The 26,659-nt window shown below is 71.7% G+C and carries 32 protein-coding genes and 1 tRNA gene; 20 read left to right on the forward strand and 13 right to left on the reverse strand.

Annotated features, from left to right (window positions below; genetic code table 11):
* Nucleotides 1-228 precede the first annotated feature (228 nt).
* The 5 genes from RIN75_RS02525 to RIN75_RS02545 form a co-directional block, all read right to left on the reverse strand.
* Nucleotides 229-414 (reverse strand): hypothetical protein, encoded by a 186-nt coding sequence (locus RIN75_RS02525; protein WP_309110078.1) that lies wholly within the window; start codon nt 412-414, stop codon nt 229-231.
* A 44-nt stretch (nt 415-458) separates the two neighbouring features.
* Nucleotides 459-857, reverse strand: coding sequence for a hypothetical protein (locus RIN75_RS02530; RefSeq protein WP_309110079.1), 399 nt, complete (start codon nt 855-857; stop codon nt 459-461).
* Nucleotides 858-954: 97 nt separating this feature from the next.
* Nucleotides 955-1,383 (reverse strand): OsmC family protein, encoded by a 429-nt coding sequence (locus tag RIN75_RS02535; protein ID WP_309110080.1) that lies wholly within the window; start codon nt 1,381-1,383, stop codon nt 955-957.
* A 124-nt stretch (nt 1,384-1,507) separates the two neighbouring features.
* Nucleotides 1,508-1,580 (reverse strand) — tRNA-Gly (locus tag RIN75_RS02540).
* A 25-nt stretch (nt 1,581-1,605) separates the two neighbouring features.
* On the reverse strand, nt 1,606-2,001 hold the full coding sequence (locus RIN75_RS02545; RefSeq protein ID WP_309110081.1) for a hypothetical protein: 396 nt from the start codon (nt 1,999-2,001) through the stop codon (nt 1,606-1,608).
* Between the two features lie 239 nt (nt 2,002-2,240).
* Here RIN75_RS02545 and RIN75_RS02550 point away from each other — a divergent pair, with 239 nt between their 5' ends.
* The 3 genes from RIN75_RS02550 to RIN75_RS02560 all read left to right on the forward strand — a co-directional run bounded on the left by RIN75_RS02550 (nt 2,241) and on the right by RIN75_RS02560 (nt 4,970).
* Nucleotides 2,241-3,548: a sigma-70 family RNA polymerase sigma factor gene (locus RIN75_RS02550; RefSeq protein ID WP_309110082.1), complete on the forward strand. Its 1,308-nt coding sequence runs from the start codon at nt 2,241-2,243 to the stop codon at nt 3,546-3,548.
* Between the two features lie 96 nt (nt 3,549-3,644).
* A complete protein-coding gene (locus RIN75_RS02555) occupies nt 3,645-4,079 on the forward strand; it encodes a DUF983 domain-containing protein (RefSeq protein WP_309110083.1) in 435 nt (144 codons plus the stop codon).
* A gap of 27 nt (nt 4,080-4,106) precedes the next feature.
* Entirely contained in the window at nt 4,107-4,970 is an 864-nt protein-coding gene (locus tag RIN75_RS02560) for a DNA-formamidopyrimidine glycosylase family protein (protein ID WP_309110084.1), read from the forward strand.
* Between the two features lie 6 nt (nt 4,971-4,976).
* On the opposite strand, the gene RIN75_RS02565 is transcribed toward RIN75_RS02560, so the two are convergent.
* From RIN75_RS02565 to RIN75_RS02575, 3 genes are read right to left on the reverse strand one after another with little or no spacing between them, the layout of a single operon-like run.
* Nucleotides 4,977-5,564 carry a lactate utilization protein C gene (locus RIN75_RS02565; protein ID WP_309110085.1) on the reverse strand — a complete coding sequence of 196 codons (588 nt, stop codon included), beginning with the start codon at nt 5,562-5,564 and terminating at the stop codon, nt 4,977-4,979.
* A complete protein-coding gene (locus RIN75_RS02570; protein ID WP_309110086.1) occupies nt 5,557-6,972 on the reverse strand; it encodes a LutB/LldF family L-lactate oxidation iron-sulfur protein in 1,416 nt (471 codons plus the stop codon). The genes RIN75_RS02565 and RIN75_RS02570 overlap by 8 nt, the downstream gene beginning before the upstream one ends.
* Nucleotides 6,951-7,670 carry a (Fe-S)-binding protein gene (locus RIN75_RS02575; RefSeq protein WP_375295891.1) on the reverse strand — a complete coding sequence of 240 codons (720 nt, stop codon included), beginning with the start codon at nt 7,668-7,670 and terminating at the stop codon, nt 6,951-6,953. The genes RIN75_RS02570 and RIN75_RS02575 overlap by 22 nt, the downstream gene beginning before the upstream one ends.
* A gap of 85 nt (nt 7,671-7,755) precedes the next feature.
* Here RIN75_RS02575 and RIN75_RS02580 point away from each other — a divergent pair, with 85 nt between their 5' ends.
* Nucleotides 7,756-9,015, forward strand: a complete 1,260-nt coding sequence (locus tag RIN75_RS02580) for a histidine kinase (protein ID WP_309110088.1) — start codon at nt 7,756-7,758, stop codon at nt 9,013-9,015.
* A gap of 7 nt (nt 9,016-9,022) precedes the next feature.
* Here the strand turns inward: RIN75_RS02580 and RIN75_RS02585 are convergent, their stop codons facing one another.
* Complete coding sequence (locus tag RIN75_RS02585) at nt 9,023-9,190, reverse strand: hypothetical protein (RefSeq protein ID WP_309110089.1); 168 nt, start codon at nt 9,188-9,190, stop codon at nt 9,023-9,025.
* Nucleotides 9,191-9,243: 53 nt separating this feature from the next.
* On the opposite strand from RIN75_RS02585, the gene RIN75_RS02590 reads away from it, so the two are divergent.
* From RIN75_RS02590 to RIN75_RS02605, 4 genes are all read left to right on the forward strand, one after another.
* A complete protein-coding gene (locus RIN75_RS02590; RefSeq protein WP_309110090.1) occupies nt 9,244-10,107 on the forward strand; it encodes a S49 family peptidase in 864 nt (287 codons plus the stop codon).
* Between the two features lie 72 nt (nt 10,108-10,179).
* Nucleotides 10,180-11,025 (forward strand): LytTR family DNA-binding domain-containing protein, encoded by an 846-nt coding sequence (locus RIN75_RS02595; RefSeq protein ID WP_309110091.1) that lies wholly within the window; start codon nt 10,180-10,182, stop codon nt 11,023-11,025.
* Nucleotides 11,022-11,462 (forward strand): hypothetical protein, encoded by a 441-nt coding sequence (locus RIN75_RS02600; protein WP_309110092.1) that lies wholly within the window; start codon nt 11,022-11,024, stop codon nt 11,460-11,462. Before RIN75_RS02595 ends, RIN75_RS02600 begins: the two co-directional genes overlap by 4 nt.
* On the forward strand, nt 11,459-13,249 hold the full coding sequence (locus tag RIN75_RS02605) for a cation acetate symporter (RefSeq protein WP_309110093.1): 1,791 nt from the start codon (nt 11,459-11,461) through the stop codon (nt 13,247-13,249). The genes RIN75_RS02600 and RIN75_RS02605 overlap by 4 nt, the downstream gene beginning before the upstream one ends.
* Here the strand turns inward: RIN75_RS02605 and RIN75_RS02610 are convergent.
* The gene (locus RIN75_RS02610) at nt 13,246-14,154 is read right to left on the reverse strand and encodes an AsnC family transcriptional regulator (RefSeq protein ID WP_309110094.1); all 909 of its coding nucleotides are present in this window, start codon (nt 14,152-14,154) and stop codon (nt 13,246-13,248) included. The genes RIN75_RS02605 and RIN75_RS02610 overlap by 4 nt on opposite strands.
* A 354-nt stretch (nt 14,155-14,508) precedes the next feature.
* Here RIN75_RS02610 and RIN75_RS02615 point away from each other — a divergent pair, with 354 nt between their 5' ends.
* The 5 genes from RIN75_RS02615 to RIN75_RS02635 all read left to right on the forward strand — a co-directional run bounded on the left by RIN75_RS02615 (nt 14,509) and on the right by RIN75_RS02635 (nt 18,527).
* Nucleotides 14,509-14,865 (forward strand): DUF485 domain-containing protein, encoded by a 357-nt coding sequence (locus RIN75_RS02615; protein ID WP_375295892.1) that lies wholly within the window; start codon nt 14,509-14,511, stop codon nt 14,863-14,865.
* On the forward strand, nt 14,862-16,451 hold the full coding sequence (locus tag RIN75_RS02620; RefSeq protein ID WP_309110095.1) for a cation acetate symporter: 1,590 nt from the start codon (nt 14,862-14,864) through the stop codon (nt 16,449-16,451). The genes RIN75_RS02615 and RIN75_RS02620 overlap by 4 nt, the downstream gene beginning before the upstream one ends.
* A 325-nt stretch (nt 16,452-16,776) precedes the next feature.
* Nucleotides 16,777-17,118, forward strand: a complete 342-nt coding sequence (locus RIN75_RS02625; RefSeq protein ID WP_309110096.1) for a rhodanese-like domain-containing protein — start codon at nt 16,777-16,779, stop codon at nt 17,116-17,118.
* A 1-nt stretch (nt 17,119) separates the two neighbouring features.
* Nucleotides 17,120-18,019, forward strand: a complete 900-nt coding sequence (locus tag RIN75_RS02630; protein ID WP_309110097.1) for a DUF4328 domain-containing protein — start codon at nt 17,120-17,122, stop codon at nt 18,017-18,019.
* 70 nt (nt 18,020-18,089) lie between these two features.
* A complete protein-coding gene (locus RIN75_RS02635) occupies nt 18,090-18,527 on the forward strand; it encodes a hypothetical protein (protein ID WP_309110098.1) in 438 nt (145 codons plus the stop codon).
* 33 nt (nt 18,528-18,560) lie between these two features.
* Here RIN75_RS02635 and RIN75_RS02640 read toward each other — a convergent pair whose 3' ends face one another.
* Nucleotides 18,561-19,004 (reverse strand): hypothetical protein, encoded by a 444-nt coding sequence (locus tag RIN75_RS02640; RefSeq protein ID WP_309110099.1) that lies wholly within the window; start codon nt 19,002-19,004, stop codon nt 18,561-18,563.
* The gene (locus RIN75_RS02645; RefSeq protein ID WP_309110100.1) at nt 18,997-19,497 is read right to left on the reverse strand and encodes a SigE family RNA polymerase sigma factor; all 501 of its coding nucleotides are present in this window, start codon (nt 19,495-19,497) and stop codon (nt 18,997-18,999) included. The genes RIN75_RS02640 and RIN75_RS02645 overlap by 8 nt, the downstream gene beginning before the upstream one ends.
* A gap of 138 nt (nt 19,498-19,635) precedes the next feature.
* On the opposite strand from RIN75_RS02645, the gene RIN75_RS02650 reads away from it, so the two are divergent.
* The 5 genes from RIN75_RS02650 (at nt 19,636) to RIN75_RS02670 (ending at nt 23,608) form a co-directional block, all read left to right on the forward strand.
* On the forward strand, nt 19,636-20,463 hold the full coding sequence (locus RIN75_RS02650) for a helix-turn-helix transcriptional regulator (protein WP_309110101.1): 828 nt from the start codon (nt 19,636-19,638) through the stop codon (nt 20,461-20,463).
* Nucleotides 20,464-20,469: 6 nt separating this feature from the next.
* Entirely contained in the window at nt 20,470-20,664 is a 195-nt protein-coding gene (locus tag RIN75_RS02655) for a DUF397 domain-containing protein (RefSeq protein WP_309110102.1), read from the forward strand.
* A 73-nt stretch (nt 20,665-20,737) separates the two neighbouring features.
* Entirely contained in the window at nt 20,738-21,766 is a 1,029-nt protein-coding gene (locus RIN75_RS02660) for a glycerophosphodiester phosphodiesterase (protein WP_309110103.1), read from the forward strand.
* A gap of 577 nt (nt 21,767-22,343) precedes the next feature.
* Nucleotides 22,344-22,835: a SigE family RNA polymerase sigma factor gene (locus RIN75_RS02665; RefSeq protein WP_375295893.1), complete on the forward strand. Its 492-nt coding sequence runs from the start codon at nt 22,344-22,346 to the stop codon at nt 22,833-22,835.
* Nucleotides 22,832-23,608: a hypothetical protein gene (locus RIN75_RS02670; protein WP_309110105.1), complete on the forward strand. Its 777-nt coding sequence runs from the start codon at nt 22,832-22,834 to the stop codon at nt 23,606-23,608. The genes RIN75_RS02665 and RIN75_RS02670 overlap by 4 nt, the downstream gene beginning before the upstream one ends.
* Here the strand turns inward: RIN75_RS02670 and RIN75_RS02675 are convergent, their stop codons facing one another.
* On the reverse strand, nt 23,609-24,841 hold the full coding sequence (locus tag RIN75_RS02675) for a cytochrome P450 (protein ID WP_309110106.1): 1,233 nt from the start codon (nt 24,839-24,841) through the stop codon (nt 23,609-23,611).
* Between the two features lie 93 nt (nt 24,842-24,934).
* On the opposite strand from RIN75_RS02675, the gene RIN75_RS02680 reads away from it, so the two are divergent.
* Nucleotides 24,935-25,642 carry a glycerophosphodiester phosphodiesterase family protein gene (locus tag RIN75_RS02680; RefSeq protein WP_309110107.1) on the forward strand — a complete coding sequence of 236 codons (708 nt, stop codon included), beginning with the start codon at nt 24,935-24,937 and terminating at the stop codon, nt 25,640-25,642.
* Nucleotides 25,643-25,662: 20 nt separating this feature from the next.
* The gene (locus RIN75_RS02685; RefSeq protein ID WP_309110108.1) at nt 25,663-26,607 is read left to right on the forward strand and encodes a DUF5926 family protein; all 945 of its coding nucleotides are present in this window, start codon (nt 25,663-25,665) and stop codon (nt 26,605-26,607) included.
* Nucleotides 26,608-26,659 lie beyond the last annotated feature (52 nt).

Consider the following 26,659-nt stretch of genomic DNA (forward strand, 5'->3'; position numbering starts at 1 on the left):
CGCACTGAGAGCATCGCCGGGACACGGGTCGACGGTTACAGCGGCACTGCTCAACCGGGGTTCGGGGAGCCTTTCGCCCGTACCGCGCCGTCCCGCAGGCTACCGGGGGCCGCCGTTCGGCCGACAGGTGAGCACCGCGGAGAAGCGTCGAGGACGCGGGGTCGAGGTGTTCGGCACGGTACGTCGTTGCCGGGGGCGGCGCCGGGGGATGACGCCGCCCCCGAGGGGTCACTTCTTGGTCAGGATCGTCGGGCCGACGATCCGCCGCGCGAGGCGGCGCAGGGTGCTCTTCTTCGGCTGCTGCGGGGTGGGCTGCTGCTTGGCGGGGGGAGGGGTGGTCGCGACGGGGCTGATGCGGAGGGTCGGTGCGTCGTCGCCTGGCTGGGACTGGGGGGAATCCTGGCTGAACGTCACGCGGCGATCCTGCCAAACCACGCTCCGTGAGCGCGTAGGGGAGATCAGCAGAAGATCAAACCGCAGGGCTTGGTCGTCGTGGTGGTCGTGGTCCGCGACGTGGTGGGGGGTCTGGTGGTCGTCGGCGGCTTCGTCGTGGTCGTGGTCGGGGCCGCGGTGGTCGTGGCGGACGACTCGGTGGTGGTCGTGGCGGACGACGACGACGACGTCGTGGTGGTGGACGACGCGCTGCTGGACGACGACTGCGTGGTGGTGGCGGCGGTCGTGGTGGTGCGGCCGGGCTGGGACGCGCCGGTGACCACGACGATGTCCGCGCCGTCGGCGGGCAGGCCCGAGGGCGGCAGCGGAGCGTCCGTGGTGCCGTTGGCGAACAGGGCGGCCATCACGACGCCGATCAATGCCCCGACGGCGAGTCGCGCCGGGCCACCCGCAGCGGTGAGCATTGACCTTGACTACCGGCCTCACTCAATCGGGTCAAATCGTTCGGCACATTTGGTACCGGGTCGGTACGCGTGGTACCTGCCCGGTACCGGTCCGTGCCTACGCCAGTTCGGCGGTCAGCGTGATCGTCGTGCCCGCCAGCGCCTGGCTGACCGGGCAGTTCTTCTTGGCGTCCTCGGCCGCGGCGGCGAACTGGTCCGCGTCCACGCCCGGCACCGCGCCCCGCACGGTCAGGTGGACGCCGGTGATCCCCTTGCCCGGCTGGAAGGTCACCTCGGCGGACGTGTCCAGGTGCGTCGGCGGCGTGCCGGCCTGGTCCAGGGCGTGCGAGAACGCCATCGAGAAGCACGCCGAGTGCGCGGCGGCGATCAGTTCCTCGGGGCTGGTCCGGCCGTCGGCCGCGGTCTCCGTGCGCGCGGGCCAGGACACCGCGTACGAGCCGAGGCCCGACGACTCCAGCGCCACGGTGCCGTTGCCCTGGAGGAGGTTGCCCTCCCAGTGGGTGCTCGCCTTGCGGGTGGCGGACATGGGAACTCCGTTCGCAGCGGGAGGAACCGGTTCGGGGCCAAACCTATCGGCGCCGGCGCGAACCCGCCCGCTGGAGGAAAGCGAAGAGGCGGGCACCCGATGGGTGCCCGCCTCTTCGGCAGCGAGCGGATGACGAGACTCGAACTCGCGACCCTCACCTTGGCAAGGTGATGCGCTACCAACTGCGCTACATCCGCCGACACGAAGAACTATACAGGAGGCTCAAACCGCGTTTCGACCGGGGGGTCGAACCCCCTCCAGCAGGCGGTCGACCTCGGCCAACCGCTCCGCCGGCCACCGCCACTCCCACAGCGGCCGGACCCGGTCCACGACCTCGCCCGGCAGCCACGGCGCCACCAGGTGCCGCAGCTCCCACTCGTCGAACACGTGCTCGTAGAAGCTGACCACCGACGCGTTGGACAGGAACTGCTCCTGCTGGAAGCACCAGTGCGCGAAGCCGTACACCCGGGTCAGCGTGTCCCGGTCGTCGTCCCGGTGCGCCTCGAGGGCGAGCTGCCACAGCTCCGACAGGAACACGTGGCACGACCAAGACTCGCGCTCGATGACGGCGCCCAGCTCGGGGAGGAGGGCGGAAGCCCTTGTGCGCCAATCGACCACGCGGCAGGAGACTACTCGTCGCAACGGCCCGCGGGACGGGTTCCGCAGCCACCTGACGCCTTCCCGTAACCGGCTCGTCACCGACCGCGATCCGGTGGCCGGCGGCGCGGACTGCTCCGAACGGCCCACGCCGACCGTCTGGTCTTCGGTATCGGGTCGCTATCGCTTCGGGGCGGGTCGAGCCGGCTGTGGCATCTTGACCGGGTACGACTGAAGGCGGGCGGGAGGTGCCGGGCGGGATGGCAGGAGATGCCGATTTCGACCGGGAACTGCTCGCCAGGGTCAGGGCGGGCGACGACGCGGCCTTCGGCGAGCTGTTCAGCCGACACGCCGACGCCGTTCGTCGGTTCGCCCTCCGGCACGTCCGTGAACACGCGGAGGCCGACGACCTGACCGCCGAGGCGTTCTTCCGCGTGCTCCAGGCGATCCGCCGCGGCACCGGCCCGACCGACCACGTCCGGACCTACCTGCTGACCGTCGCGCGCCGGGTGGCGTGGGAGTGGAGCGGGCGCCGCCGGGACGTGCCGGTGGAGGACGAGGAGCTGTCCCGCCGGGTCGAGCCGTCCCCCGACCTGACCGCCGCGCGCGCCGAGCACACCCTGATCTCGCGGGCGTTCACCAGCCTGCCCGAGCGGTGGCGCAGCGTGCTGTGGCAGGTCGAGGTCGAGGGCGCGCGGCCGGCCGCGGTGGCCCCGAGCTTCGGCCTGAGCCCGAACGCGATGGCCGCGCTGGCCCGCCGGGCCCGGGAGGGGCTGCGCGCCGCGTACCTCCAAGCGCACCTGGCAGAGGACTCCGGGCCGCGCGCCTGCAGCTCGGTGCTGTCGAAGCTGGGCACCTACACCGCGGGCGGGGTGCAGGGCGCCGAGCAGCGCCGCATCCGCAAGCACCTCCAGACCTGCGCCTCGTGCAACGCCCTGCACGCCGAGCTGACCGAGGTGTGCTCGTCGCTGCGGGCGCACGCGGCCTCGATCGCGGTGCCGGTCGCGGTGACCGCCCTGGCCGCCCCGGTGGTGCTGGGCAAGGCCGCGTGGCTCACCGGACGGGTGAAGCTGGTGCTGGCCGCCACCGCGTCGGCCGCCGCCGTGGGCCTGTTCGGGGCGCTGGCGGGCGCGTTCACCGGCGGTCCGGGGCCGGCGCTGGTGGAGTCCGGGCCCAACGGCACCGACGGCGAGAACGTGCTGGCCCTGTGCTCGACGAGCGCGACCGTGACGGGTGCGGCGACCAGCGCGCCGTCGCCGTCGCCGTCCGCGCCGCAGGTCCACCGGGTCGACCACACGCGGGTGGTGACCAGCGTGGTGACCGAGACCGTGTCGGCGCCGACCACGACGTCCCAACAGGTCCTGGCCGTGCCGCTGCCCTCGGGGGTGCCCACGACCTCCAGCGGCGTCCGGCTGTTCCAGGACCCGCCGAGCGAGCCGGTGACCACCAGCACGACCACCGCCGAGCCGACCAAGACGGTGTTCGTCAGCACCACCTCGCCCACGCCGACGGTGACACCCACCACGGTGACGCTGACCCCCACCTCGTCGAGCCTCAAGCCCACCTGACCACGAACCGCGACCGCCCGGTTCACCCACTGGATGCAGGGGTTTGCCGGTAGCGTTGAGATCGTTGAAGGTCAGGCGCTGGCATAGGAGACGGTGATGACGCGGCTGGTGCGCGGTGCGGACGGCCGGATGTGGACGGTGCGCAGCCAGATCGAGTGGCGCAACCCGGCGAAGGACGCCGACTTCGAGCACGACGTCAGCGGCGGGCAGGGTCCGGGCGTGCTCATGCTCGCGATCATCATCGTCATGGCCGTGGTCCTGGTCGCGTGGACGCCCGAGCAGGTCGTCGTCCCCGGCTGGCTGATCTTCGCGCTGGTCCTGCTGTTCCTGTTCTTCCCGGCCCGGTGGGCGGTGCGGCGGCCGTGGCTGGTGGCGGCGGAGTCGAAGAAGACCGACGAGCTGCCGCCCGAGCGCTGGGTGGGCACCGTCCGCGGCTACCTGACCGTGCGCAACGAGATGGCGAACGTGGCGCGCAAGATCGAGATGTACTCGCTGCCCGACCTGGAGGGCCCGCTGCAACCGGTCGACTGATCGCGGCGTTCGGGTGACACTGGTCGGGTGCCGGAACTACCCGAGGTCGAGGCGCTGGCCGAGCACCTGCGCGAACACGCCGTGGGGCGCGTCGTGCACCGCTTGGACGTGGCGTCACTCCAGGTCCTGAAGACGTTCAGCCCGCCGTGGACGGAGTTGCAGGGCCGCACCGTGACCGGCGCCGGCCGGCACGGCAAGCACCTGGACCTGGACTGCGACGGCCTGCACCTGGTGGTCCACCTGGCCCGCGCGGGCTGGCTGCGCTGGTCGGACACCCTGTCAATGGCGCCGCCCAAGCCGGGCAAGGGGCCGTTGGCGCTGCGCGTGCACCTGGGTCCGCCGGGCGAGGGGCCGGGGTTCGACCTGACCGAGGCGGGCACGAAGAAGGGCCTGGCGGCGTGGATCGTCACCGACCCGGCCGACGTGCCCGGCGTGGCCCGGCTGGGTCCGGACGCGCTGTCGGTGTCCCGGGAGCGGCTGGAGGAGCTGTTCAAGGGCCGCACGGAACGCCTGAAGACCGCGTTGACCGACCAGACCCTCATGGCGGGCATCGGCAACGCGTACTCCGACGAGATCATGCACACCGCGAAGCTGTCCCCCTACGCCACGGCGGGCAAGCTCGACGCCGACGCCCTGGACCGCCTGCACGTCGCCATGCTGGACGTCCTCAACGACGCCGTCGCCCGCTCGGTCGGCCAGTCGGCGGCCCGGTTGAAGGGCGAGAAGCGCTCGGGCCTGCGGGTGCACGCCCGCACCGGCCTGCCGTGCCCGGTGTGCGGTGACACGGTCCGCGAGGTCTCGTTCGCCGACAAGGCGTTCCAGTACTGCCCGACCTGCCAGACCGGCGGCAAACCCCTGGCCGACCGGCGGCTGTCGCGCCTGCTCAAGTGAGCGGGCTCAGCGGATGATCAGGACTTCCAGGCGGCGGGGGCCGTGGACGCCTTCGACGCGGTCCAGCTCGATGTCGCTGGTCGCGGACGGGCCGCTGACGAACGTCAGCGGTCGGAGCGGGTCCAGGCGTTCGAGGGCTTCCGGGACGGTGCCGGCGATCTGGTCCGCCCGCACCACGCACACGTGGTGGTCGGGCAGCAGGGTCAGCGCTCGCCTGCCCTGGCCCGGGCCGCCGTCCAGGACGATCGTGCCGGTCTGGGCGATGGCCACCGCGCACCCCGTCAGCGCGCCGTCCGCCGCGTCCAACTCCGCCACGGTGAGCGGGTCGCGCAGGGCGGTCATGCCGGGCACGTCCCACGCCAAGCCGTCCGGCACGACGATCCGCTTGCCCGCCAACAACTCCCCCAGCAGCGGCACCACATCGGGCTCCGCCACCACGTGCACGGTCGCGCGGTAGTGGGCGACGCGTTCGGCCAGCAGTTCCACCGAAGCCTCGCCGGAACGGACGTAGTCGCGGGGCACCGGAGGCGCAGTGGGCTTGTCCCGCAACGCATCCCGCACCCGACCCAGGATCTCCGCACGGGCACTAGCCACGGTTCTTCCTCCACCACTCGCGGAACGGCTCACGGGCCGGCACCGGCGCGTCCCGGGACGACGTCCACGCCGCACCCGGCCCCGGCAGCCACGAGATGCGGCCGTCGCGGGCGAACAAGCGCGCCAGCGAGCCGAGCTTCTGCGCCTTCTCGTACCGGGACGCCGACGCGAACACCCACGCTGCGGCGGCCATCGCCACCGACTCGGCGCTGCGCCCCTTGGCCTCGACCGCCTGCGCCCGCAGGTGCGTGAGCACGGACGGGATGTCGATGCGCACCGGGCACACCTCGAAGCACGCCCCGCACAGCGAAGACGCGTAAGGCAGTGACGCGGCCTGCTTGTCGTGCGGGTCGTCGACCAGTTGCGGCGTCAAAATCGCGCCGATCGGGCCCGGGTACACCGAGCCGTACGACTGGCCGCCGGTGCGCTCGTAGACCGGGCACACGTTGAGGCACGCCGAACACCGGATGCACCGCAGCGCCTGCCGCCCCACCGGGTCGGCGAGGGTCGCGGTGCGCCCGTTGTCCAGCAGCACCAGGTGGAACTCCTCCGGGCCGTCGCCGGGCGTCACGCCGGTCCACACCGACGTGTACGGGTTCATCCGCTCCGCCGTCGACGAACGCGGCAGCAGCTGGAGGAACACCTCCAGGTCCTGCCACGTCGGCACGACCTTCTCCAGCCCCATCACGGTGATCAGCTTGCGCGGCAGGGTCAGGCACATCCGGCCGTTGCCCTCGGACTCCAGCACCACCACCGAACCCGTGCCGGCGACGGCGAAGTTGGCGCCCGAGATCGCGACCTCGCAGGACAGGAACTTGCGGCGCAGGTGGGCGCGCGCGGCCTCGGCGAGCACGCGCGGCTCGTCGGAGGCCGGGTCGAGCCCGGCCGCGCGGAAGATCTCCCGGATCTCGCTGCGGTTGCGGTGGATCGCGGGCACCAGGATGTGCGACGGCCGGTCGTCGCCGAGCTGCACGATCAGCTCCGCCAGGTCGGTCTCGACGGCGTGGACGCCCGCCTCCGCGAGCGCCTCGTTGAGCCCGATCTCCTGCGTGGCCATGGACTTCACCTTCACGACCTCGCGCGCGTCGCCGCACAGCCGCAGCACGATCTCGTTGGCCTCGGCCGCGTCCCGCGCCCAGTGCACGACCCCGCCGCGCGCGGTCACGGCCTCTTCCAGCTGCTCCAGGTAGCGGTCGAGGTGGTGCAGGACGTCGTCCTTGATCGCCTCGCCGGCGCGGCGGAGCTGTTCCCAGTCGGGCAGTTCGCCGACCGCGTCGCGGCGCCGGCCGCGGATGGTCGTGGTGGCGTTGCGCAGGTTGCGCCGCAGCTGGGTGTCGGCGAGGGCGGTGCGGGCCGCCTCCGGGAACGCGGGACTGCCCAGCCAGGTCACCGGGTTTCGGGTGCCCACGGCTCCTCCTCGGTGCTCGCCAGGATCTCGGCCAGGTGGACGGGGCGTACCCCGGTGCGCAACCGGGACAGCCCGCCGCCGATGTGCATCAGACACGAGTTGTCGCCCGCCGTCAGCACCTCCGCGCCGGTGTCGAGCACGCAGCGCATCTTGTCGGCGAGCATGGCCGTCGACGTGTCGGCGTTCTTCACCGCGAACGTGCCGCCGAAACCGCAGCACTGCTCGGCCTGGGGGAGCTCGACGAGTTCGAGACCCCGAACCTCCCGCAGCAGCGCCAGGGGCTTGTCGCCCGCACCCAGCATGCGCAGAGAGTGACAGGTCGGATGGAAGGTCACCCGATGGGGGAAGTATGCACCCACGTCGGTCACGCCGAGCACGTCCACCAGGAATTCGGACAACTCGTAGGTGGGCGGCGGGACCGTCCCGAGGTCGGGCTGGACGTGCCGCACCATGCCCGCGCACGACCCCGACGGCACCACCACCGCGTCTTGCCCGGCGAACACCGAGGCGAACCGTTCGGCCAGGTCAACGGCGTGCGCGCGGTAGCCGGTGTTGAAGTGCACCTGCCCGCAGCAGGTCTGGTCGAGCGGGAAGTCCACGGTGCAGCCGAGGCGTTCCAGCAGCCGCACGGTCGCCCGGGCCGTGGCCGGGAACAAGGTGTCCGTGAGGCAAGTGGCGAACAGGGCGACCTTCTTCACGGCGCTCACTCTGACCGGATATTCATCGGATGTCTACCCGATCCGGTGGACGCCCCCTTGCCGAGAGGGCACGACACGGAACAGCATGGACGCCGTGCGTGACCTCCTGACCGAGCGCGCGGTCCTCGGTGTCATCGCGACCCTGGCCGTCTTGGGCCTCTTCGTGATGCTGTGCCGCGCCCGCAGGGTGAGCACCAGCGTGGAAGACGCCGTGATGGACATGCTGCACCGCATGTCCAAGGCGTCCGCCGACCTGCGCGAGGGCCTGACCCAGGAAGCCGCCGACAAGGCCACCCCGCACCTGCGGGAGATGCTGCGCTGCGTGGCGGTCGGGATCACCGACGACGAAGGCACCCTCCTTTCGTGGGACGGGGGTGCCAACGACCACTACGAGTTCCTGCTGCCCTACATCGAGCGCGCGATCGGTGAAGTGCACAAGGAGCACGTCGAACACCGGAAATTGGACTGCGAACTGCCGGGGCCGTGTTCGTTGCACTCGGCGGTGATCGTTCCCCTGATCGTGGAATCAGAGGTCGCCGGTACGCTCATCGTGGTCAGCGGCGTGGCGAACAAGAGGCAGATCCGGATGGCCGAGGAGACGGCGAGGTTCGTTTCCACGCAGTTGGAACTGGAAGTCCTCCAGAAGTCCCGCCAAGCCCTGGCGCAAGCCGAGGTGAAGGCGCTGCGCGCGCAGATCTCGCCGCACTTCGTCTACAACGCCCTGAACACCATTTCGTCGTTGATCCGCACCGACCCGGCCCACGCGAGGGAACTGTTGCAGGAATTCGCCGAGTTCACCCGCTACTCCTTCCGCACGGACGGCTTCTTCACCACGCTGGCGGACGAGCTCACCAACATCCACCGGTACCTGACCATCGAGCAGGCCAGGTACGGGGCCAGGCTCAACGTCCGGCTGAAGATCGCCCCCGAGGTGCTCCAGGTCGTGATGCCGTTCCTGGTCCTGCAACCCCTGGTGGAGAACGCCGTCCGGCACGGCCTGGCGAAGAAGCCGGGCGGCGGCCTGCTCACCATCATCGCCGAGGACAACGGCGCCGAAGCCCTGATCTCGGTCGAGGACGACGGCGTCGGCATGGACCCGGACCGCCTTTTCGAAGACCTGAAGGACGCCCACCAGACCGGCGCGCACGTCGGTTTGGGCAACATCAACCACCGCATGCGCGCCGTCTTCGGCGACGCCTACGCCCTGGTCGTGGAAACCGCTCCCGACGCCGGCATGAAAATCATCCTGAAGGTCCCGAAGTACGCGCCGGGTGTTCGCACCAACCTGCCGCTCGTCCCGCCCAGGCTGGACGAAACCGCCGAGCAGCCGGTCGTTCGCGCGTGATCCGCGCTCATGAAGCGGCGAGGGAAAGCGTGGCGAAAGCCATGACGGCGACGACGGCCCAGATGATCCACATCCAGTAGATGTGCATGGGCGAGGGGCCGTCGGCGTTGCGCCGACCCCGCTCGTCCCACCACTCGACGTACCGCTCCAGCCACCGGATCGGGTTGAACGTCACCGACCGATGTTAGCTCTACCACCAGGGGTCCTGGGCACACGTAAGGTCGTGGCATGAGCGTGACCGACAAGATCGCCGCCCGCCTGCCGAAGATCGTCGCCGACCGGGCCGACCGCGGTCCCGTGGTGGCCGCGGTGCGCCTGCACGGGGTCATCACGCCCACGCCGACGCCGATGGCGCGCAACACCATCAACGTCCAGAACGTCGAGAGCGCCCTCACCCGCGCGTTCGACCACGACCGGCTGGTCGCGGTAGCGCTGCTGGTCAACTCGCCGGGCGGGGCGCCGACGCAGTCCGCGCTGGTGGCCGAGCGCATCCGCGAACTCGCCGCGAAGAAGCGGGTGCCGGTGCTGGCGTTCTGCGAGGACGTCGCCGCGTCCGGCGGCTACTGGCTGGCCTGCGCGGCCGACGAGATCTACGCGCACGGCACCTCGCTGGTCGGCTCGATCGGCGTGGTGAGCGCCGGGTTCGGCCTCAACGGCCTGCTGGAGCGCCACGGCGTCGAACGCCGCGTCTACACCGCGGGCGAGCACAAGGTCCGGCTCGACCCGTTCAAGCCGGAGAAGCCCGAGGACGTCGAGTGGCTGAGCGGGCTGCACCAGGACCTGCACGGCCAGTTCGTCGACTGGGTCAAGCAGCGCCGCGGCGGCAAGCTCGCCACCGACACCGACCTGTTCTCCGGCGAGGTCTGGACCGGCGCCAAGGCCGCCGAACTCGGGCTCGTGGACGGCGTCGGCACCCTGCGCAGCGTCGTCGCCAAGCGCTACCCGGACGCCGACGTGTCGATCGCCGAGCCCCGCCGACCCCTCCTGGCCCGCCTCGGACTGGCCGGCAGCGCCACCCGATCGGGGGACTTGGTGCTGGAGGGCCTGGCGGCCCTGGAAGAGCGGGCGCGCTGGTCGCGATTCGGCTTGTGAACGTTAACCCAGGTCATTGAGGGGTCGGACGCCGCGACCCCGCGTAGACACGGCCCGGCGCGACTGGGCAAGATGCGCTGCACAGTGAGTACCCAGGACAACGCCGGCCTCCTCGTTCTGGCGGTGGACGACGAGGCGCCCGGTCTGAGCGAGATCAAGTACCTGCTCGAGAGCAGCCCGCACATCCGCCGCGTGCTCACCGCCTTCGACGCGGCGGAGGCCCTGCGCATCCTCCGGGGTGACTACGACGTCGAGGTGATGGACCGCACCCGCGCGGGCCGCCCGCCGGTCGACGCGGTGTTCGCCGACATCAACATGCCGGGGTTGTCGGGCACCGACCTGGCGCGGGTGCTGGGCGCGTTCAGAGCGCCGCCCGCGCTGGTGTTCGTCACCGGCGTGGAGCACTCCGAGGCGGTGGTGGCCTTCGAGGTCGGCGCGCTGGACTTCGTCACCAAGCCGATCAACGAGGACCGCATCAACAAGGCGATCTCCCGCGTCGTGGAACGCGTCTCGGCGACCCCGGTCGCCCAGCCGGAACCCGCGCCGCAGGAACCCGCCGACGAAGAGGTCATCCCGGTCGAGTTGGGTGGCACCATCAAGCTCGTGCCCCGAGCCACCGTCCGGTACGTCGAAGCGCAGGGCGACTACGCGCGCCTGCACACCAACGACGGCCAGAGCCACCTCGTGCGCATCCCGTTGGCCCAGTTGGAGGAGCGGTGGGAGAACGCGGGTTTCGTGCGCATCCACCGGTCGTTCCTGGTGGCGCTGCCGCTGGTGACCGAGCTGCGGATGACGTCCAACGGCTACGCGGTGGTGATCGGCTCGGGCGACGACGCGAAGGAGCTGCCGGTCAGCCGGCGGCACACCCGTGAGCTGAAGGAGCGGATCGTGCGACCCCCCAAGAGCAGCTGGGGATGAGCAGGCACTCCGGGCCGCCGGGCCAGCCGGACCAGCCGCAGCCAGGGGAGCGGGACGCCTGGCCCGCGGTGTCGGCGCGCAAGAACCGCCGCCGGCGGGTCGTGCTCGCCGACCCGCGGGGCCGCGGCCGGGTGCTGCGCACGATCATCGAGCTGGAGGAGCAGACCAGCGTCGGGGAGAAGCTGATCCGCGACCTGATCAAGCAGCAGCTCAAGACCGCGTTCCTGCTCGGCGGCGGCACGTTGCTGCTGCTGGCGTCGCTGCCGGTGCTGTTCTACCTGCTGCCGGGCCTGGCGGACGTCGAGCTGCTGGGCGTGCGGCTGCCGTGGGTGCTGCTCGGCCTGCTGCCGTTCCCGCTGCTGTACGGGGTGGGCTACGCGTACCGGAGACTGGCCGAGAGCCACGAACACGACTTCGTCAGCTCGGTGGACCGGTGACCGGGAACCTGTGGAGCCTCGGGCTGGTGGTCGTCGTCGCGGCGCTGACCTTCCTGCTGGGCTACGTGGGTTCCCGCCGCGCCAACACGACACCGGACTTCCTGGTCGCCCGCCGCGCGATCCCCGCGACCCGCAACGCCGCCGCGATCTCCGGCGAGTACCTGTCCGCCGCGTCGTTCCTGGGCGTGGCCGGGCTGGTGCTCAAGGACGGCATCGACGCGCTGTGGTACCCGATCGGCTTCACCGCGGGCTACCTGGCGATGATGCTGTTCGTCGCCGCGCCGCTGCGCCGGTCGGGCGCGTACACGCTGCCGGACTTCGCCGAGGCGCGGCTGGGGTCGGCCAACCTGCGGCGGTTCTGCACGTTCTTCGTGATCTGCATCGGCGTGCTGTACCTGGTGCCGCAGCTGCAGTCCGCGGGCCTGACGCTGAACACGATCACCGGCCTGCCCACGTGGCTGGGCGCGGTGGCGGTGACCGTGATCGTCGGGGTGAACGTCCTGGGCGGCGGGATGCGCGCGATCACACTGGTGCAGGCGTTCCAGTACTGGGGCAAGCTGTTCGCCATCGCCGCGCCGACGTTCGTGCTGTTCACCGTGTTCCTGGCCAGTCCGGGCAACGGGGCGAAGAGCGTCGACGAGGGCGGGGTGCTGCGGTTCCACCAGGACGTCGAGGTGACCACCGCGGAGCAGGTGCGGGTCCGGGTGGTCGAGCCGATGGAGCTGACCGCGGTCGGCACGGTCAACGGCGCGCCCGCCGACGGCCACGCGCTGTGGGGCCCCGGCACCTACACCCTGGGCAAGGGCACGACGCTGAGCTTCGCGGAGGGCTCGCCGGTCCCGGTCGTGGAGGGCTCGCCGACCGGCAACGAGCAGTGGCTGCGCCCGCAGACCGGCGGCCTGGGCGGGCTGTTCGAGACCTACTCGCTGATCTTCGCGACGTTCCTGGGCACCATGGGCCTGCCGCACGTCCTGGTCCGCTTCTACACCAACCCGGACGGCAAGGCGGCCCGCCGCACGGCGCTGCACGTGATGTACCTGCTGGGGTTGTTCTACCTGTTCCCCACGGTGCTGGGGGTGATCTCCCGCCAGTATCTGCCGCAGCTGCTGGTGACCGGCAAGACCGACGCGGCGGTGCTGCTGCTGCCCGGCACGATGCAGCCGAACCTGCTGGGGCAGGTGCTGGGCGCGATCGTGGCGGCGGGGGCGTTCGCGGCGTTCCTGTCCACCTCGTCGGGGCTCGTGGTGAGCGTGGCCGGGGTGGTGTCGACGGACATCCTGCCGGGCAAGGTGCGCGACTTCCGGTGGGCGACGGTGTTGACCGGCGCGGTGGCCATCGGCTTGGCGCTGCTGCTGCCGCGCGGTGACGCGTCGCTGACCGTGGCGATGTCGTTCGCGCTGGCCGCGTCGACGTTCTGCCCGTTGCTGCTGCTGGGGATCTGGTGGCGCGGCCTGACCTGGGTGGGCGCCATGGCGGGGATGCTGGTCGGCGGTGGGCTGGTGCTGACCGCGCTGGCGGTGAACGTGGTGAGCACGCTGTCCGGCTGGGTGGCGCCGGCGCTGTCCACGCAGCCGGCGCTGGTGACGGTGCCGGTGGCGTTCCTGACCATGATCATGATCAGCAAGCTGACCGGCCGGCGGCGGCCGGACGACGTGAACCAGATCCTGCTGCGCCTGCACGCCCCCGACCCGCTGGGTTTCATGCGGGACCGCGACGTGCAGCGGTTCGGGTCGGCGGAGGAGAAGCCGCGGGAGGACTCGCGCGACAGCGCCCGGCCGTGGAACTAGTCGAGCGCTTTGACCGTGCGCAGGACCGGTGACGTTTGGACGGCGTGGACGTGTTCCAGCGCGCCGAGGCGTTCGGTGAGGTAGCGGTGCAGGGCGGCCGGTGTCGGGCACAGGGCTTGCGCGCACAGGTTGGTCGGGCCGGTGGTGGCCACGACGACGGCGAGTTCTTCGTGCTCCGCAAGGGTTTTGGCCACGGCGTCGAGGTGCGCCGGCGCGACGGACATCCACAGCAGCGCGTGCGCGGTGGGTTCGAAGAGGTCCGGGTCGACGCGGACGTCGAAGAAGATCGCGCCCGCGGCCTGGAGGGCGTTGAGCCGCCGCGCGACGGTGACCGGTGACCACCCGGTGGCCTCGGCGAGCGCGGCCTGGCCGGTGCGGCCGTCTTCGGCGAGTGCGGCGAGCAGCGGGGCGTCGGTGTCGGCGAGCGGACGGCCGGGGTCGTCGGTGCGCGGGGGCGAGAGCGCGACGATCTGCTTCCGGGCAAGGGCGTTCGCGCGGCCGTGCCACGCGGTCGGGCCGCCGAGGTAGGTGTTGAGGACCAGGTGCGCCGACACGGCCGTGATGCTGGACGGGACGTGTTGGAGCACCGGCGAATCTCCGGTCACGACCGCGAACACCTCGGTGCCGCCGGACGCGGTCTTGACCCACGACGTGTCGGCGCGGCGGGCGAGCGACCCGGCGACGTCGCCGGCGGTCGCGGGATCGGCGGTGACCCGGGTGAGCCAGCGCGGACCGCCGGCGTCGGGCCGCCCGACCACCCGCAGGCCCGCCTCGGCGCGCAGCCGGCGGTAGCGGCGGATCACGGTCTGCGTGGACACGCCGAGCACCGCGCCGAGCCAGTTGAACGGGGCGCGGCCGTTGACGTGCAGCGCGTGCACCAGCGCGCGGTCGAGGTCGTCCAGCACAAATCCGCATCGTAGCGGGGTCGGATGGAAAATATCCGCACGTCGACGACGTCTGGTGGAACGGGTTCGGCGGTTCGGTCCAGTGGTCCGCGATGGGGTCGGGCGTGGAGCCACGAAAGATCTCGATCGGGTGACGTTGTGTCCGCCTATCCGGTCATCGGTGAGGTCCGTCACCCGAACGGCGCTTCGTCTCAGCATTCCTACCGCTCATCGCATCACTCGACTGTTGAGCGCAAGTCCACGTCCGGGGTCTTTCAGGCGTGACCCACGTCTCCCTACGGTGCTGCGCGTATCAGGAACGCACCAGGAGGGTTTCGTGCCGTTCACACCGCCGACAAGTGCGAGGAGGGGAAAGTGAGCACCACTGAAGACGCTTCAGGGGGCGCCACCCCCGCTGGGGCGACCCACGACTGGGTCGCAGTGCAGGACAGCGCGGACTTCAAGGAGTTGCGCCGCAGGTTGCGCACCTTCGTGTTCCCCATGGCCGGTCTCTTCCTGGCCTGGTACCTGCTGTACGTCCTCCTCGCCGACTACGCGCACGGCTTCATGTCGCAGAAGGTCGTCGGCAACATCAACGTCGGCCTGATCCTGGGGCTGCTCCAGTTCGTGTCCACGTTCGCGATCACCACGCTGTACGTGCGCCACGCCAACAAGAACCTCGACCCCCGTGCGGAAGCCATCCGCGAGGAACTCGAAGGGGGCCAGGCGTGACCAACAACAACGCCCTGCTCAACATCGCCATCTTCGGCATCTTCGTGGTCGCCACGCTGTTCGTGGTGATCCGCGCCAGCCGCAACACCAAGACCGCCGCCGACTACCTGGCCGCCGGCCGCGCGTTCACCGGTCCCCAGAACGGCATCGCGATCGCGGGCGACTACCTGTCCGCCGCGTCGTTCCTGGGCATCGCGGGCGCCATCGCGGTCAACGGCTACGACGGGTTCCTGTACTCCATCGGGTTCCTCGTCGCCTGGCTGGTCGCGCTGCTGCTGGTCGCCGAACTGCTGCGCAACACCGGCAAGTACACGATGGGCGACGTCCTGAGCTTCCGGATGCGCCAGCGCCCGGTGCGCGCGGCGGCGGCCACGTCCACCATGGCCGTGTCGTTCTTCTACCTGCTGGCGCAGATGGCGGGCGCGGGCGGTCTGGTCGCGCTGCTGCTGGGCATCACCGGCAAGGGTGGCCAGGCGGTCGTGATCGCCGTGGTCGGCGCGCTGATGATCGCGTACGTGCTGATCGGCGGCATGAAGGGCACCACCTGGGTGCAGATCATCAAGGCCGTCCTGCTGATCGTCGGCGCGGGCATCATGACCCTGTGGGTGCTGGGCAAGTACGGGCTCAACCTGTCCGGCCTGCTCGGCGCGGCGGTCGAGAACGCCCCGAAGGCGGGCGAGAAGCTGCTCGGCCCGGGCCTGCAGTACGGCAAGACCGCCACGTCCCAGCTGGACTTCCTGTCCCTGGCGCTGGCCCTGGTGCTGGGCACCGCCGGCCTGCCGCACATCCTGATGCGCTTCTACACCGTGCCCACGGCCAAGGAGGCGCGCCGCTCGGTGGTCTGGGCGATCTGGCTGATCGGCCTGTTCTACCTGTTCACGCTGGTCCTGGGCTACGGCGCGGCGGCCCTGGTGGGTCCGGACAAGATCCTGGGCGCACCCGGCAAGGCCAACTCGGCGGCCCCGCTGCTGGCCGAGGCGCTGGGCGGCCCGCTGCTGCTCGGCCTGATCGCGGCGGTGGCGTTCGCGACAATTCTGGCGGTGGTGGCCGGTCTGACGATCACCGCGTCGGCGTCGTTCGCGCACGACATCTACGCCAACATCATCAAGAAGGGCGAGGCCGAGGACAAGTCGAACGAGGTCAAGGTCGCCCGCATCACCGCCATCGTCATCGGCATCGTGTCGATCCTCGGCGGCATCGCGGCCAACGGCCAGAACATCGCGTTCCTGGTGGCCCTGGCGTTCGCGGTGGCGGCGTCGGCGAACCTGCCGACCATCCTGTACTCGCTGTTCTGGAAGCGGTTCAACACCTCCGGCGCGCTGTGGAGCATCTACGGCGGCCTCTCGGTGACGATCGCGCTGATCGTGTTGTCGCCCGCCGTGTCCGGCAACGCCAACGCGATGTTCCCCAAGGCCGACTTCGACGTGTTCCCGCTGTCCAACCCGGGCATCGTGTCGATCCCGGTGGCGTTCTTCCTGGGCTGGCTGGGCACCGTGCTCTCCAAGGAGGACAACAAGGCGAAGTACGCCGAGATGGAGGTGCGCGCGCTCACCGGCGTGGGTGCCGAGAAGGCCATCTCGCACTGAGTTGATTGGCGCGACTCCGTCGCGCGGCTCGGCTGTGTTGGATGGCGCCGCCTCCGGCGTCGCGGCTCGGCTGTGTTGGATGGCGCCGCCTCCGGCGTCGCGGCTCGGCCGCCCGTAGGGTCGGCTCATCGCGCCGCCTTTCCCGACGATCGGAAAAGCTGATCGTCGGGAAAGGCGGCGCGACAAGCCGACGGCGGCCTCGCGGTGTTGGGTGGCTCGGCCGGCCCTGGGGTTGGCTCGTGGTCTGTTCTCGTCTGGGCCGCCTCCGCTGTTCGCGGGGGCGGCCCTTTGGCGCTTATCCCCTGTTTACCGGGGGCATGGCAGCATGGTGGGCGTGATCCCGAGCGTTGAAGTGTCGTCCGTGCCGGCCGAGTTGCCGGAGGGCCAGGTCCTGCTCGACGTGCGCGAAGCCGACGAGTGGGAGGCCGGGCACGCCCCCGGCGCGCTGCACATCCCGATGAGCGAGCTGGCCGGGCGGCTGTCCGAGCTGCCCGAGGCCGAGCTGCTGGTGGTGTGCCGGGCGGGTGGCCGGTCGGCGCGGGTCACCCAGTACCTCAACGCCAACGGCTGGGACGCCAAGAACGTCGACGGCGGCATGCAGGTGTGGGCCGCCGAGGGTCGTCCGCTGGTGAGCGAGAAGGCCGGCGCGCAGCCGGAGGTCATCTGACGTGGCGTTCCAGCCGATGCGCGTGGACTGGGTGGCGAGCCCGCCGCCCGGCGCCTACCCGCACCGTCGGCTGGCCCCGCCACCGCGCCCGTACGCCGGTCCGCCGTCCTACCCGGTGCCGCCGCGGTGGGGGTTCCCGCTGCTGGCGTGGCGCTGGCCCACGTCCGTGGCGGGCGAGGCCGCCGAGGACTCGGTGGAGCAGGTCCAGCGGCTGGCGCGCACCGCGTTCCACGTGCTCGGGCTGGCCGCGCTGACCCTGCTGTGGGCCGCGGGCAGCGAGATCTGGCGGTACGCGCTGCTGTTGCAGAGCCGGTACGGGGCGTTGTCGCCCACGACGGTGAACGTGTCGGACGCGATGCTGCGGTCCGCGTCGATCCTGGCGCTGATCATGGTTTTGGGCGGCGTGGTGTTCACGTTCCTGTGGCTGCGCCGGGCGCGGGCCGCCGCCGCGTCGGCCGCCGGGTACGCGCCGTCCCGGTCGGACGCCGAGGTCCTGGTGGGCCTGCTGGTGCCGGGGCTGAACCTGGTGATGGCCGGGTCCATCGCGGCCGAGCTGGAGCACGCGGCGCTGCGGCTGCCCGCTACGGCGCGGCCCTCGCCGTCGCGCCTGGTGCGCTGGTGGTGGGGGCTGTGGGCGGCGGCCGGCCTGTGGGCGGTGTTCACCGTGGCGTGGTCGTTCCGGACGAGCGTGCAGGCGCTGGCGGACGGTGTGCTGCTGCACGCGGTGTCGGACCTGCTGGCCACCGCGGTGGTGGTGCTGACCATGGTCCTGGTGCGCCGGATCACCACGTTGCTGCTGCCCGTCGCGCCGTCGACGCTGCGCCGGATGCGGGTGGTGGAACTGCGCGACGCGCCCGCTCCCGAGCTGAGGGCCGTCCGCTCGCACGCTTCGCCCAGGTAGACCGGGTTCGAGGACGGGCCGGCCGCGGATCGCGCAGCCGGCCCGTTTTCGGTTCTAGCGCCGCGGGGACGTGGTGGTGGTCAGCGGCGGCCGGGTCGTGGTCGGCCACTGCGGGGTCGTGGGCAAGTGGGTCGTCGTGGTCGGGCGCTGGGTCGTCGTCGGGTACTGGGTGGTGGTCGGGTATTGGGTGGTCGGGTACCCGGTGGTCGGGTACGGCGGCGTGGTGGTGGGTCGCTGGGTGGTCGTGGGCCACTCGGTCGGCTCGCCCGGCCGCGTGGTGGTCACCGGCGGGGCGGTGGTGGACGCCGGGCTCGTCGTGGTGGTCGTCGGCTTGGTCGTGGTGCTGACCACCACGTCCTGCGGCGACCCCGACGCGAGCGCGGTCCAGGTCACGCCCCCGGCGGCCACCACGCCGAGCGAGAGCGCGGTCGCGACCGCGGCCCGGCGGGAACGCAAGGTGAAGCGCATGGAGTCCTCCTCGTGCTGGTGGGCCCTCCTGCCCACGTGATCTCCATGCGTCCCGGCCCGGATCCGTTGCACTTCACCGGGTCGTGGTGGGCGTCGGGTAGCCGCTGCCCGGGTCGGGGCTGGTCGTGGTGGGGCGGAACGTCGTCGTGATCGTCCCGGTCGTCGTGGGCACGAAGGTCGTCGTAGCCGGGTTCGTGGTGGTGCCGTGGCCCGTCAACGTGGGCCACGGGGTGGTCGCCGGCGGGGTCGTGGCCGTCACCGTCGTGGGGCGCGGGTCGCCGCCGGCGGGCACGCTCGTCGCCGGCCGGTGCCCGCCGCCCGGCGCGCGCGCCAGCAGCAGGCTCGCCACCACGACCGCGAGCACCACGACCACGCCCGTCACCAGCGGCGCGAGGCGGCGCAGGGTGTGCGGGCGGGCGGCGGCCCGGGCGCGGATGGCCGGGCCGGACAGGTGCGAGTGGACCAGGTCGGCGCGCGCGGCGAGCACGCGGCGCAGCTCGTCCTCGGTGTCAGTCATGGCCCCTCCACGCGGTTTCCGGCATCGCCGACCTCAGCGCCGACAGCCCGCGGCTGACGTGCGCGCGGACCGTGGGCAGCCGGCACCCGAGCACCTCGGCGATCTCCGCGTCGGCCAGGTCCTCGTAGTACCGCAGCACGACCGCCGCCCGCTGCTGCCGCGGCAACCCCTGGAGCAGCCGCCACAGCCGTTCGTCCCGCTCGTGGTACGGCGGGTCGTGGTGGGCGTGGTCGGGCAGGTCGTCGCCGGCCGGCCGGACGTTGCGGGTGTGCCACCGCCGCCGCCACGACAGGTACTCGTTGGTGACCGCCCGGCGGACGTACGCGTAGACCGGGCCGTCCAGCGAACCCCACCGCTGGTAGACCCGCACCAGCACGTCCTGCACCAGGTCCTCGGCCTCGGCGCGGCTGCCGGACAGCAGCGCCGCGTACCGGACCAGACCCTGCTGGTGCTCGTGGACGAACTCGTCGAAGGACGCCCCTTCGCCCAACACCGACCCCGTTCCTGTCGTGACACACCCCGGCACCACCTACACGCGGCCCGCACCGTTCTTGTTGCACCGCTCGCTGACCAGCCGAAATACACCCGTTGCGGTGAAGTTTTCGGACGATCACGCCGGCATACTCGTGTTGTGAGTACGCAACCACCGTTTCGTAGGCGCAGGCTGGGCCGCAAGCTGGCCCGGATGCGCGCCGACGCCCGGCTGACCCTCGACGGCGCCGCCACGGCCCTGTTCAAGACCAAGTCCGCGCTCCACCGCATCGAGAAGGGGGAGACCCTGGTCGACCCGCACCTGGTGAAGTCGATGATGGACCTCTACGACCACTACGACCCGGACATCGTGCTGGAGGCCCTGCGCGCCCGGGAACGCGGGTGGTGGACGGCGCTCGGGGTCGAGGACCAGGGCTACATCGACGTGGAGTCCGAGGCCGCGGAGGTCCGCGACGTGTCGCTGCTGCTGATCCCCGGCCTGCTCCAGACCGCGGACTACACGCGCGCCCTGTGCGCCGCGCGGCCGTTCGCGGGCACGAAGGAGCAGGACGAGCAGAACGTCCGGGCGCGGCAGGTCCGGCAGCGAAGGCTCACCGACCCCGACCACCTGCTGCGGCTGGAGGCGATCGTCGACGAAGCGGCGCTGCGCAAGGGGCCGGGCGGTCGGGAGGTGATGCGCGCGCAGTTGGAACACCTGCTGGAGGTGGCGGAACTGCCGAACGTCAGCTTCCGCGTGCTGGCCCACGAGTGCGGGGCGCACGGCGCGATGGGCGGCGGGTTCGCGCTGCTGAACTTCCCCGACCCGGCCGACCCGCCGGTGTTGTACGTGGAGCACCCGTTCGGCGCCGTGCACATGGAGGACGAAGGGCTGACCATCGAAGCCAGGCTCGCGTTCGAGCACTTGACCACCCAGGCGCTGGGGCTGGACGAGTCGGTGGCCCTGGTCCAGCGGATCCTGGCGGAGTGAGGGGGAATGCTCGTGTCCACTGTGGACTTCACCGGCGCGGTGTGGCGCAAGAGCAGCCGCAGCACCGCGGCGACCAACGCCAACTGCGTGGAGGTCGCGCGCGCGGGGGCGGCCGTGGGTGTGCGCGACTCGAAGAACAAGGCCACACCGCTGACGTTCCCGGCGGTGCGCTGGGCGTCGTTCCTGCGGTCGTTGGGCTGATTTTCCTGCTGTTCAAGCACACTTCGCCGGGACGGCCTTGGGGCGCGCGGCGGGGGCGTGCCACGGTGGTCGCATGCGGGCACTCGTGGTGGCGGTCGTCCTGTTGCTGGTCCCCTCGGCGTTGCTGGTGCCTGGCGTGGCGAACGCCGGTGGGCACAAGAAGTTCGACCTCCAGGCGCACCGGGGCGGGATCGGCCTGACCGTCGAGAGCACCCTGGCGGCGTTCGCGAAGGCGCTCGAACTCGGGGTGAGCACGCTGGAACTGGACGTCCAGATCACCAAGGACGGCCGCGAGGTCGTCACGCACGACCGCAAGACCAACCCGAACAAGTGCGTCGACACGGCACCGGCGTTCCCCGGCGACCCGGCGTTCCCGTACGCGGGCAAGTACGTGAAGGACCTGACCTTCGCCCAGGTCCGCACGCTGGACTGCGGGTCGCGCCGGTGGTCGCAGTACCCGGACCAGGAACTGTCCCCGGGCGCGAAGATGCCGACCCTGGCCGAGGTCTTCGCCCTGGCCCGCGAGTACCGCGCGTTCGGCGTGAAGTTCAACATCGAAACGAAGGTCGAAGCCGCCGCACCCCACGAGACCGCGCCACGTGAGCAGTTCGTCGAGGTGACCAGGCGCGAGATCCGGAAGTCGGGCTTCTACCGCAACGTGACGATCCAGTCCTTCGACTGGGGCACCCTGATGCTGTGGCGCAAGACCGAGCCGGGCCTGCCGTTGGTGGCCCTGACCCAGCCCGAGTTCCTGCGCCCCGGTTCCCCGTGGACCGGCGGCCTGAACCTGGCGGACTTCGACGGCAGCATCGTGAAGGCGGTGAAGTCCTTCGGCGCCTCGGCCCTGTCCCCGGTTCACGGCAATCCGCAAAACGGCAAGGTAGGCGACCCGAACTACATCCCCTTCACCACCAAGGCCCTGGTGGACGAGGCCCACGCCCACGGCCTGAAGGTGGTGCCGTGGACCATCAACGACCCGGCCACTATGCACAAACTCATCGACGACGGCGTAGACGGCATCATCACCGACTACCCAGACCGCCTCCGCACGGTCATGTCGGACCGCGGCTTCAAACTCCCCAAGCCCTACAAGCGCCACTGACCTACTCCACGCGCTCGCCGCCGTCGTTTGTCGGTGCCCCGTGAGATCATGGAACCGGGGGCCGGAGGCCGGACCGCGCTGAGCCGCAAAGCCTCCGCAACCGGCCCACCTGATCGCCCGGCACGCTCCCAAATCCGCCAGCCGACAAGGCTCCGCTCGACGCGCCTCGCCCAAGCGCTCGTCCGGCCTTCCAGCGCGGCTCGGCGTGGCTTGGCTCGGCGCGGGGCGGGGCGGGGCGGCGCGGGGCGGGGCGGGGCGGGGCGGGGCGGCTCTGTCCAGCTCGGCCTAGCCCGGCCCGCCCTGCCTGCCCGCCCGCCCTGCCCGCCCTGCCCGCCCGCCCGGCCTGGCTCGGCCCGCCCAGCCCAGCCCGCCCGGCTCAGCTCGACCGCCCAGCCCGGCCTGCCCAGCCGACCTGGCCCAAGCCCGCCCGGCTCAGCTCGGCCTGGCCAGGCCCGCCAGGCGCAGCCCGACTGGTCCGGCCACCCCCACCCTCCCTCCCGCGCTTTTTCCGCGACCCGTGCAACGGTTCAGGCTGTTGCAGCGTTGAGGGGCGTGATCACGAGTCGGGAGTGTGCCGATGGAGTTCGCTGAGTACGTCGCGCACCGGCGTCCGGCGTTGATGCGGTTCGCCACCGTGCTGACCTGTCAACCCTGGCTGGCCGAGGACCTCGTCAGCGACGTCCTCGGCCGCGCGTTCGAACGGTGGGACCGGATTTGCCGGTTGGACGAGCCGCACGCCTACGTCCGGCGGATGGTCGTCAACGAGTACATGTCGTGGCGGCGGCGGTTGGCGCGCACCTCACCGCGGGCCGAAATCACCGACACCGGGCTCGGGGACGGCGCCGACGAACGTGCCGAGCGGGACGCGATGATCCGGCGGCTCGCCGGGTTGCCGCGTCGCCAACGGGCCGCGGTGGTCCTGCGCTACTACGCCGGGCTGCCGGACGCGGAGATCGCCGCCGCGCTGGGCTGCCGGGTCACCACCGTGCGCAGCCAGATCTCCCGGGCACTCGCGAGCCTGCGGGTCGACCTGACCGCCAACCCCCACGTCTACCAGGAGACGACATGAGCGACCTGCGTGCCCTGAACGACGCGTTCGGCGAGTTGGAACGGCGTGCCGACGCCGTGACCGCCGGCCTGCCGCCGAACGTGCCGCCCCGGACCAAGTCCCGGCTGGTGCCGGTGGCCGTCGCGGTCGCCGTCGTGGCCGGTCTCGCCACCGCGACCGCGTTGCTGGTGCCGGGCAACGAGCCCTCCACCCAGCAAGTCGCGGCACAGCCCACCACCACCACCACGACCATGACCACCGAAACCCCGAAGCCCGCCCCGCCCGCCACACCGGAAGAGCTGGTCGAGCGGTTCAAGGCGGTCCTCGGCGGCACAGCGACCTTCACCGTCACCGAGAGCGGCCCCGGGGTGTACCGGATGACCGCGCCGCCGCCCCCGCCGACCGTGGCCAGGCCGACCGACGTCCCCCTCGGCAAGGGCGAACCGGCGGGAGCGGCCCTGGTCGGCCAGTTGACCGCGGGCGGGGTCACGGGCGGCTACGACCTCGTCGTCTACCCCGGCAGCCACCCCGACCAGCACGCCCAGTGCGACCTCGAGACGCCCACCTGCACCACCCGCACCCTGCCCGACGGCTCGACGCTGGCCACCGACACGACCCCGCTCGAAGGCGGCGGCGTCACCCACCTCGCCCGCCTGCAGCGCGCCGACGGCCTCTCGATCACCATCCACGTCAGCAACCGCCAGAACCCCAAGGGCATGGGCGGCCTCACCGCCGACCAGCCCCCGCTCACCGTCGACCAGCTCGTCCAGATCGTGACGTCCGACCGCTGGTGACTACGCGGACGTGAGCGGCAGTTCGTGCAACCCCCGGATCACGAACTCGGCCCGCCGCCGGGGCACGGCCGCCGCCTCCGCCTTGGGCAGCTTGCGGGTCAGCGACGACAGCGCCGCCTGCACCTCGATGCGCGCCAGCGGCGCCCCGAGGCAGTAGTGGATGCCCATGCCGAACCCCAGGTGCGGGTTGCGCACCCGGCCCACGTCCAGCACGTCCGGGTCCGGGAACACCAGCGGGTCGCGGGCGGCGGCCCCGAGCAGGGCGGCGATCTTGGTGCCGGGTTCGACGGTGAACCCGGCGATCCCGACCTGCTCGGTGGCCGTCCGCTCGAACAGCTGGAGCGGGGAGTCGTAGCGGATCAGTTCCTCGACCGCCGTGGAGAGGAGGGACTGATCCGCTACGAGGCGTTCCCACTGCCCCCGGTGGGTCATCAGGGCGTTGACGCCGTTGCCGATGACGTTGACCGTCGCCTCGTGGCCCGCCATCAGCAGCAGGACGGCGGTCGCCACCAGCTCGTCCTCGGTGAGCTTCGCGCCGTCGGTGTCGGTGACCGCGACCAGGTCGGACACCAGGTCGTCGCCGGGGGACCGCCGGCGCAGCGCCACCAGGTCCCGCAGGTAGGCGACGAACTCGCCGGCCGCGCGCTCGGCCGCCGCCCGCTTGTCCGCCGGCAGGTCGTACTCGTACATCTTCACGATCGCGTTCGACCACGGCTGCAGCAGCGGCCGGTCGGCGGTCGGCACGCCGAGCAGCTCGGCGATCACCTCGACCGGCAGCGGCGCGGCGACGTGGGACAGCAGGTCCGCCCGGCCCTCGTCGGCGATCCGCGCGCACAGCTCGTCCACCAGCCGGTCGGCCAGGTCCGCGATCCACGGCCGCAGCCGCTCGACGTGCCCGCGCCCGAACGCCGCCGCGACCAGCCTGCGCAGCCGGCCGTGCGTGGGCGGCTCGTTCTCCAGCAGCGAGTTGCGGTGCAGCAGGTTGAAGTTGGTGAACTCCTCGACGGGCTTGGCGTCCGACCAGATCCGGCCCAGCGAGCGGTGCTTGAGGACCGCCGAGGAGGCCGCGTGCGACACGGCCAGCGCGATGCCCATCTCCTCGTGCCAGTGCACCTCGCCCTCCGCCCGTAGCGCGGCGAAGACGGGGTACGGATCGGCGATGAAGGCTGGATCGTGCTGGTCGAAGGGTGCCACGGTCACGGACGGTAGGTCTTGAGGTCGGTTCGCGTCCATCCGAGTGTGGTTCGTCTGGCAAACATTCAGGCAGCTGTGACATCAGGTAGCCGAGTTGACCCGTTCGGTGCTCCGCCAGGACCATTGCCCGTTGTGCCGCCCGAAGTCGTCGCCCACCGCGGGGCCTCCGCCGCCCGTCCCGAGCACACCCTCGCCGCCTACGAACTGGCGCTCGCCCAGGGCGCGGACGGCGTCGAGTGCGACGTCCGCCTGACCAAGGACGGCCACCTGGTGTGCGTGCACGACCGCACCATCGACCGCACCAGCGGCGGGTCGGGCGTGGTCAGCGCGATGACGCTGGAGGAGCTGCGCCGGCACGACTTCGGCAGCCGGCTCGGCGGCGAGCCCGCCGACGTGCTGACCCTGGAGGACCTGCTGGGCCTGGTCGCCGACTCCGGGGTTCGCCTGTTCGCGGAGACCAAACACCCGGTCCGGTACGGCGGCGACGTCGAACGGCGACTTGCCGACATGTTGTCGAAGCACCGGGTGGACGCGGTGATGATGTCGTTCTCGCCGTGGGCGGTGCGGCGGTTCAAGGCGCTCAAGCCGGACGTGCCGACCGTGCTGCTGTTCAACCGGATCTGGCCGAAGCGGCTGCCGCGCTTCGCCGACTACGCGGGCCCCGGCGTGCACCTCCTCCGGCGGTACCCCGACCGGGGCGCGGGCAGCTACTGCTGGACGGTGGACGCGGTGGAGGACGTCGTCCTGTGCGTCGAGCGGGGCGTGCGGTTCCTCGCGACCAACAACCCGGCGCGGACGCGCGGGATCGTGGGGGATAACTTGACGCCCGACCAGCCCTGAGGAGCTTTGAGGAGGCGGCGGTGGCGAAGCGGACGGCCGTGAAGACCAAGCCGGCGGACGGCGTCAACCCGCGTCAGCCCTGCCCGTGCGGGTCGGGCAAGCGCTACAAGGCGTGCCACGGCGCGGCGGGCGGCGCGGCGGACGTCATCGTGTCCCGGCCGTTCCAGGGCCTGGCGTCGGAGACCGAGCTGATCGCGCTGCGCGAGTTCGTGCCCTCGGCGACGGTCAAGCTGCCGCTCAAGGACGCCCCGCGCGAGGTCGTGCTGGCCTCCGTGCTGCCGATGGCCGCCGCCGCCCTCGTGCGCGCCGACGGCACCGCGTTCGTCGGCCTCCAGGTGCAGACCCGGTCCGGCGACCTCAGCCGCGACCTGGCCCGCGCCGTCCAGTGGGCGCTGACCGCCGAGACCGGCGACGCGCTGCCCGTGGTCGGCGTCGACGACGGCTCGAACCCCGGCCGGCTCCAGGACCTGCTCGACGTGGACGCCACGATCACGCCCGAGCTGCACAAGGACTTCGCCTGGTGGATGCCGCCGGACCACGAGCCGACCGGTGACGTCGCCCTGTCCCTGGAGCGCGCCAACGCCGCGATCCTGCCCACCGAACGGGTCGACGCGCCCGGCGTGCACGCCGCCTACTGGGTCGACGCGGGCGACAAGGCGCACCTGCGCTGGGTCCGCCCGGAGCCCGAGGAGCAGCTGCTCGCCGCGCTCGCCCGGCTGTCCGTGCGGGGCGAGCTGGACCTGGGCGAGGGCTCCCGGTACGCGGGGTCGTTCCGGGCGCACGGCCTGCTGGTGCCGGTGTGGGACCTCGACCGCGAGCTGCACTCCAGCGAGTGGGCCGGTCCCGCCGAGGCCCTGGGCAAGCGTTTGCAGGACGCCCTGACCAGCCTCGACGCCGAGCCGCTGACCGAGGCCGAGCGCCGGGCGCGGGACGGTCTGCGCGGCCGCCAGATCACCCTGCGCTGAGTTGTCCACAGCGAAGTTGTCCCCAACGAGTTGTCCACAGCCGTCCACACGG

This window comes from Saccharothrix sp., from assembly GCF_031180885.1.
Lineage (GTDB): Bacteria > Actinomycetota > Actinomycetes > Mycobacteriales > Pseudonocardiaceae > Actinosynnema.

Bases quoted from the DNA above. Each gene is read 5' to 3' on its own strand.
- RIN75_RS02530 (WP_309110079.1), bottom strand. From the start codon at position 857: ATGCTCACCGCTGCGGGTGGCCCGGCGCGACTCGCCGTCGGGGCATTG.
- RIN75_RS02535 (WP_309110080.1), bottom strand. From the start codon at position 1,383: ATGTCCGCCACCCGCAAGGCGAGCACCCACTGGGAGGGCAACCTCCTC.
- RIN75_RS02550 (WP_309110082.1), top strand. From the start codon at position 2,241: ATGGCAGGAGATGCCGATTTCGACCGGGAACTGCTCGCCAGGGTCAGG.
- RIN75_RS02555 (WP_309110083.1), top strand. From the start codon at position 3,645: ATGACGCGGCTGGTGCGCGGTGCGGACGGCCGGATGTGGACGGTGCGC.
- RIN75_RS02580 (WP_309110088.1), top strand. From the start codon at position 7,756: ATGGACGCCGTGCGTGACCTCCTGACCGAGCGCGCGGTCCTCGGTGTC.
- RIN75_RS02590 (WP_309110090.1), top strand. From the start codon at position 9,244: ATGAGCGTGACCGACAAGATCGCCGCCCGCCTGCCGAAGATCGTCGCC.
- RIN75_RS02595 (WP_309110091.1), top strand. From the start codon at position 10,180: ATGCGCTGCACAGTGAGTACCCAGGACAACGCCGGCCTCCTCGTTCTG.
- RIN75_RS02600 (WP_309110092.1), top strand. From the start codon at position 11,022: ATGAGCAGGCACTCCGGGCCGCCGGGCCAGCCGGACCAGCCGCAGCCA.
- RIN75_RS02625 (WP_309110096.1), top strand. From the start codon at position 16,777: ATGGTGGGCGTGATCCCGAGCGTTGAAGTGTCGTCCGTGCCGGCCGAG.
- RIN75_RS02640 (WP_309110099.1), bottom strand. From the start codon at position 19,004: ATGACTGACACCGAGGACGAGCTGCGCCGCGTGCTCGCCGCGCGCGCC.
- RIN75_RS02655 (WP_309110102.1), top strand. From the start codon at position 20,470: ATGCTCGTGTCCACTGTGGACTTCACCGGCGCGGTGTGGCGCAAGAGC.
- RIN75_RS02660 (WP_309110103.1), top strand. From the start codon at position 20,738: ATGCGGGCACTCGTGGTGGCGGTCGTCCTGTTGCTGGTCCCCTCGGCG.
- RIN75_RS02665 (WP_375295893.1), top strand. From the start codon at position 22,344: ATGGAGTTCGCTGAGTACGTCGCGCACCGGCGTCCGGCGTTGATGCGG.
- RIN75_RS02670 (WP_309110105.1), top strand. From the start codon at position 22,832: ATGAGCGACCTGCGTGCCCTGAACGACGCGTTCGGCGAGTTGGAACGG.
- RIN75_RS02675 (WP_309110106.1), bottom strand. From the start codon at position 24,841: ATGGACGCGAACCGACCTCAAGACCTACCGTCCGTGACCGTGGCACCC.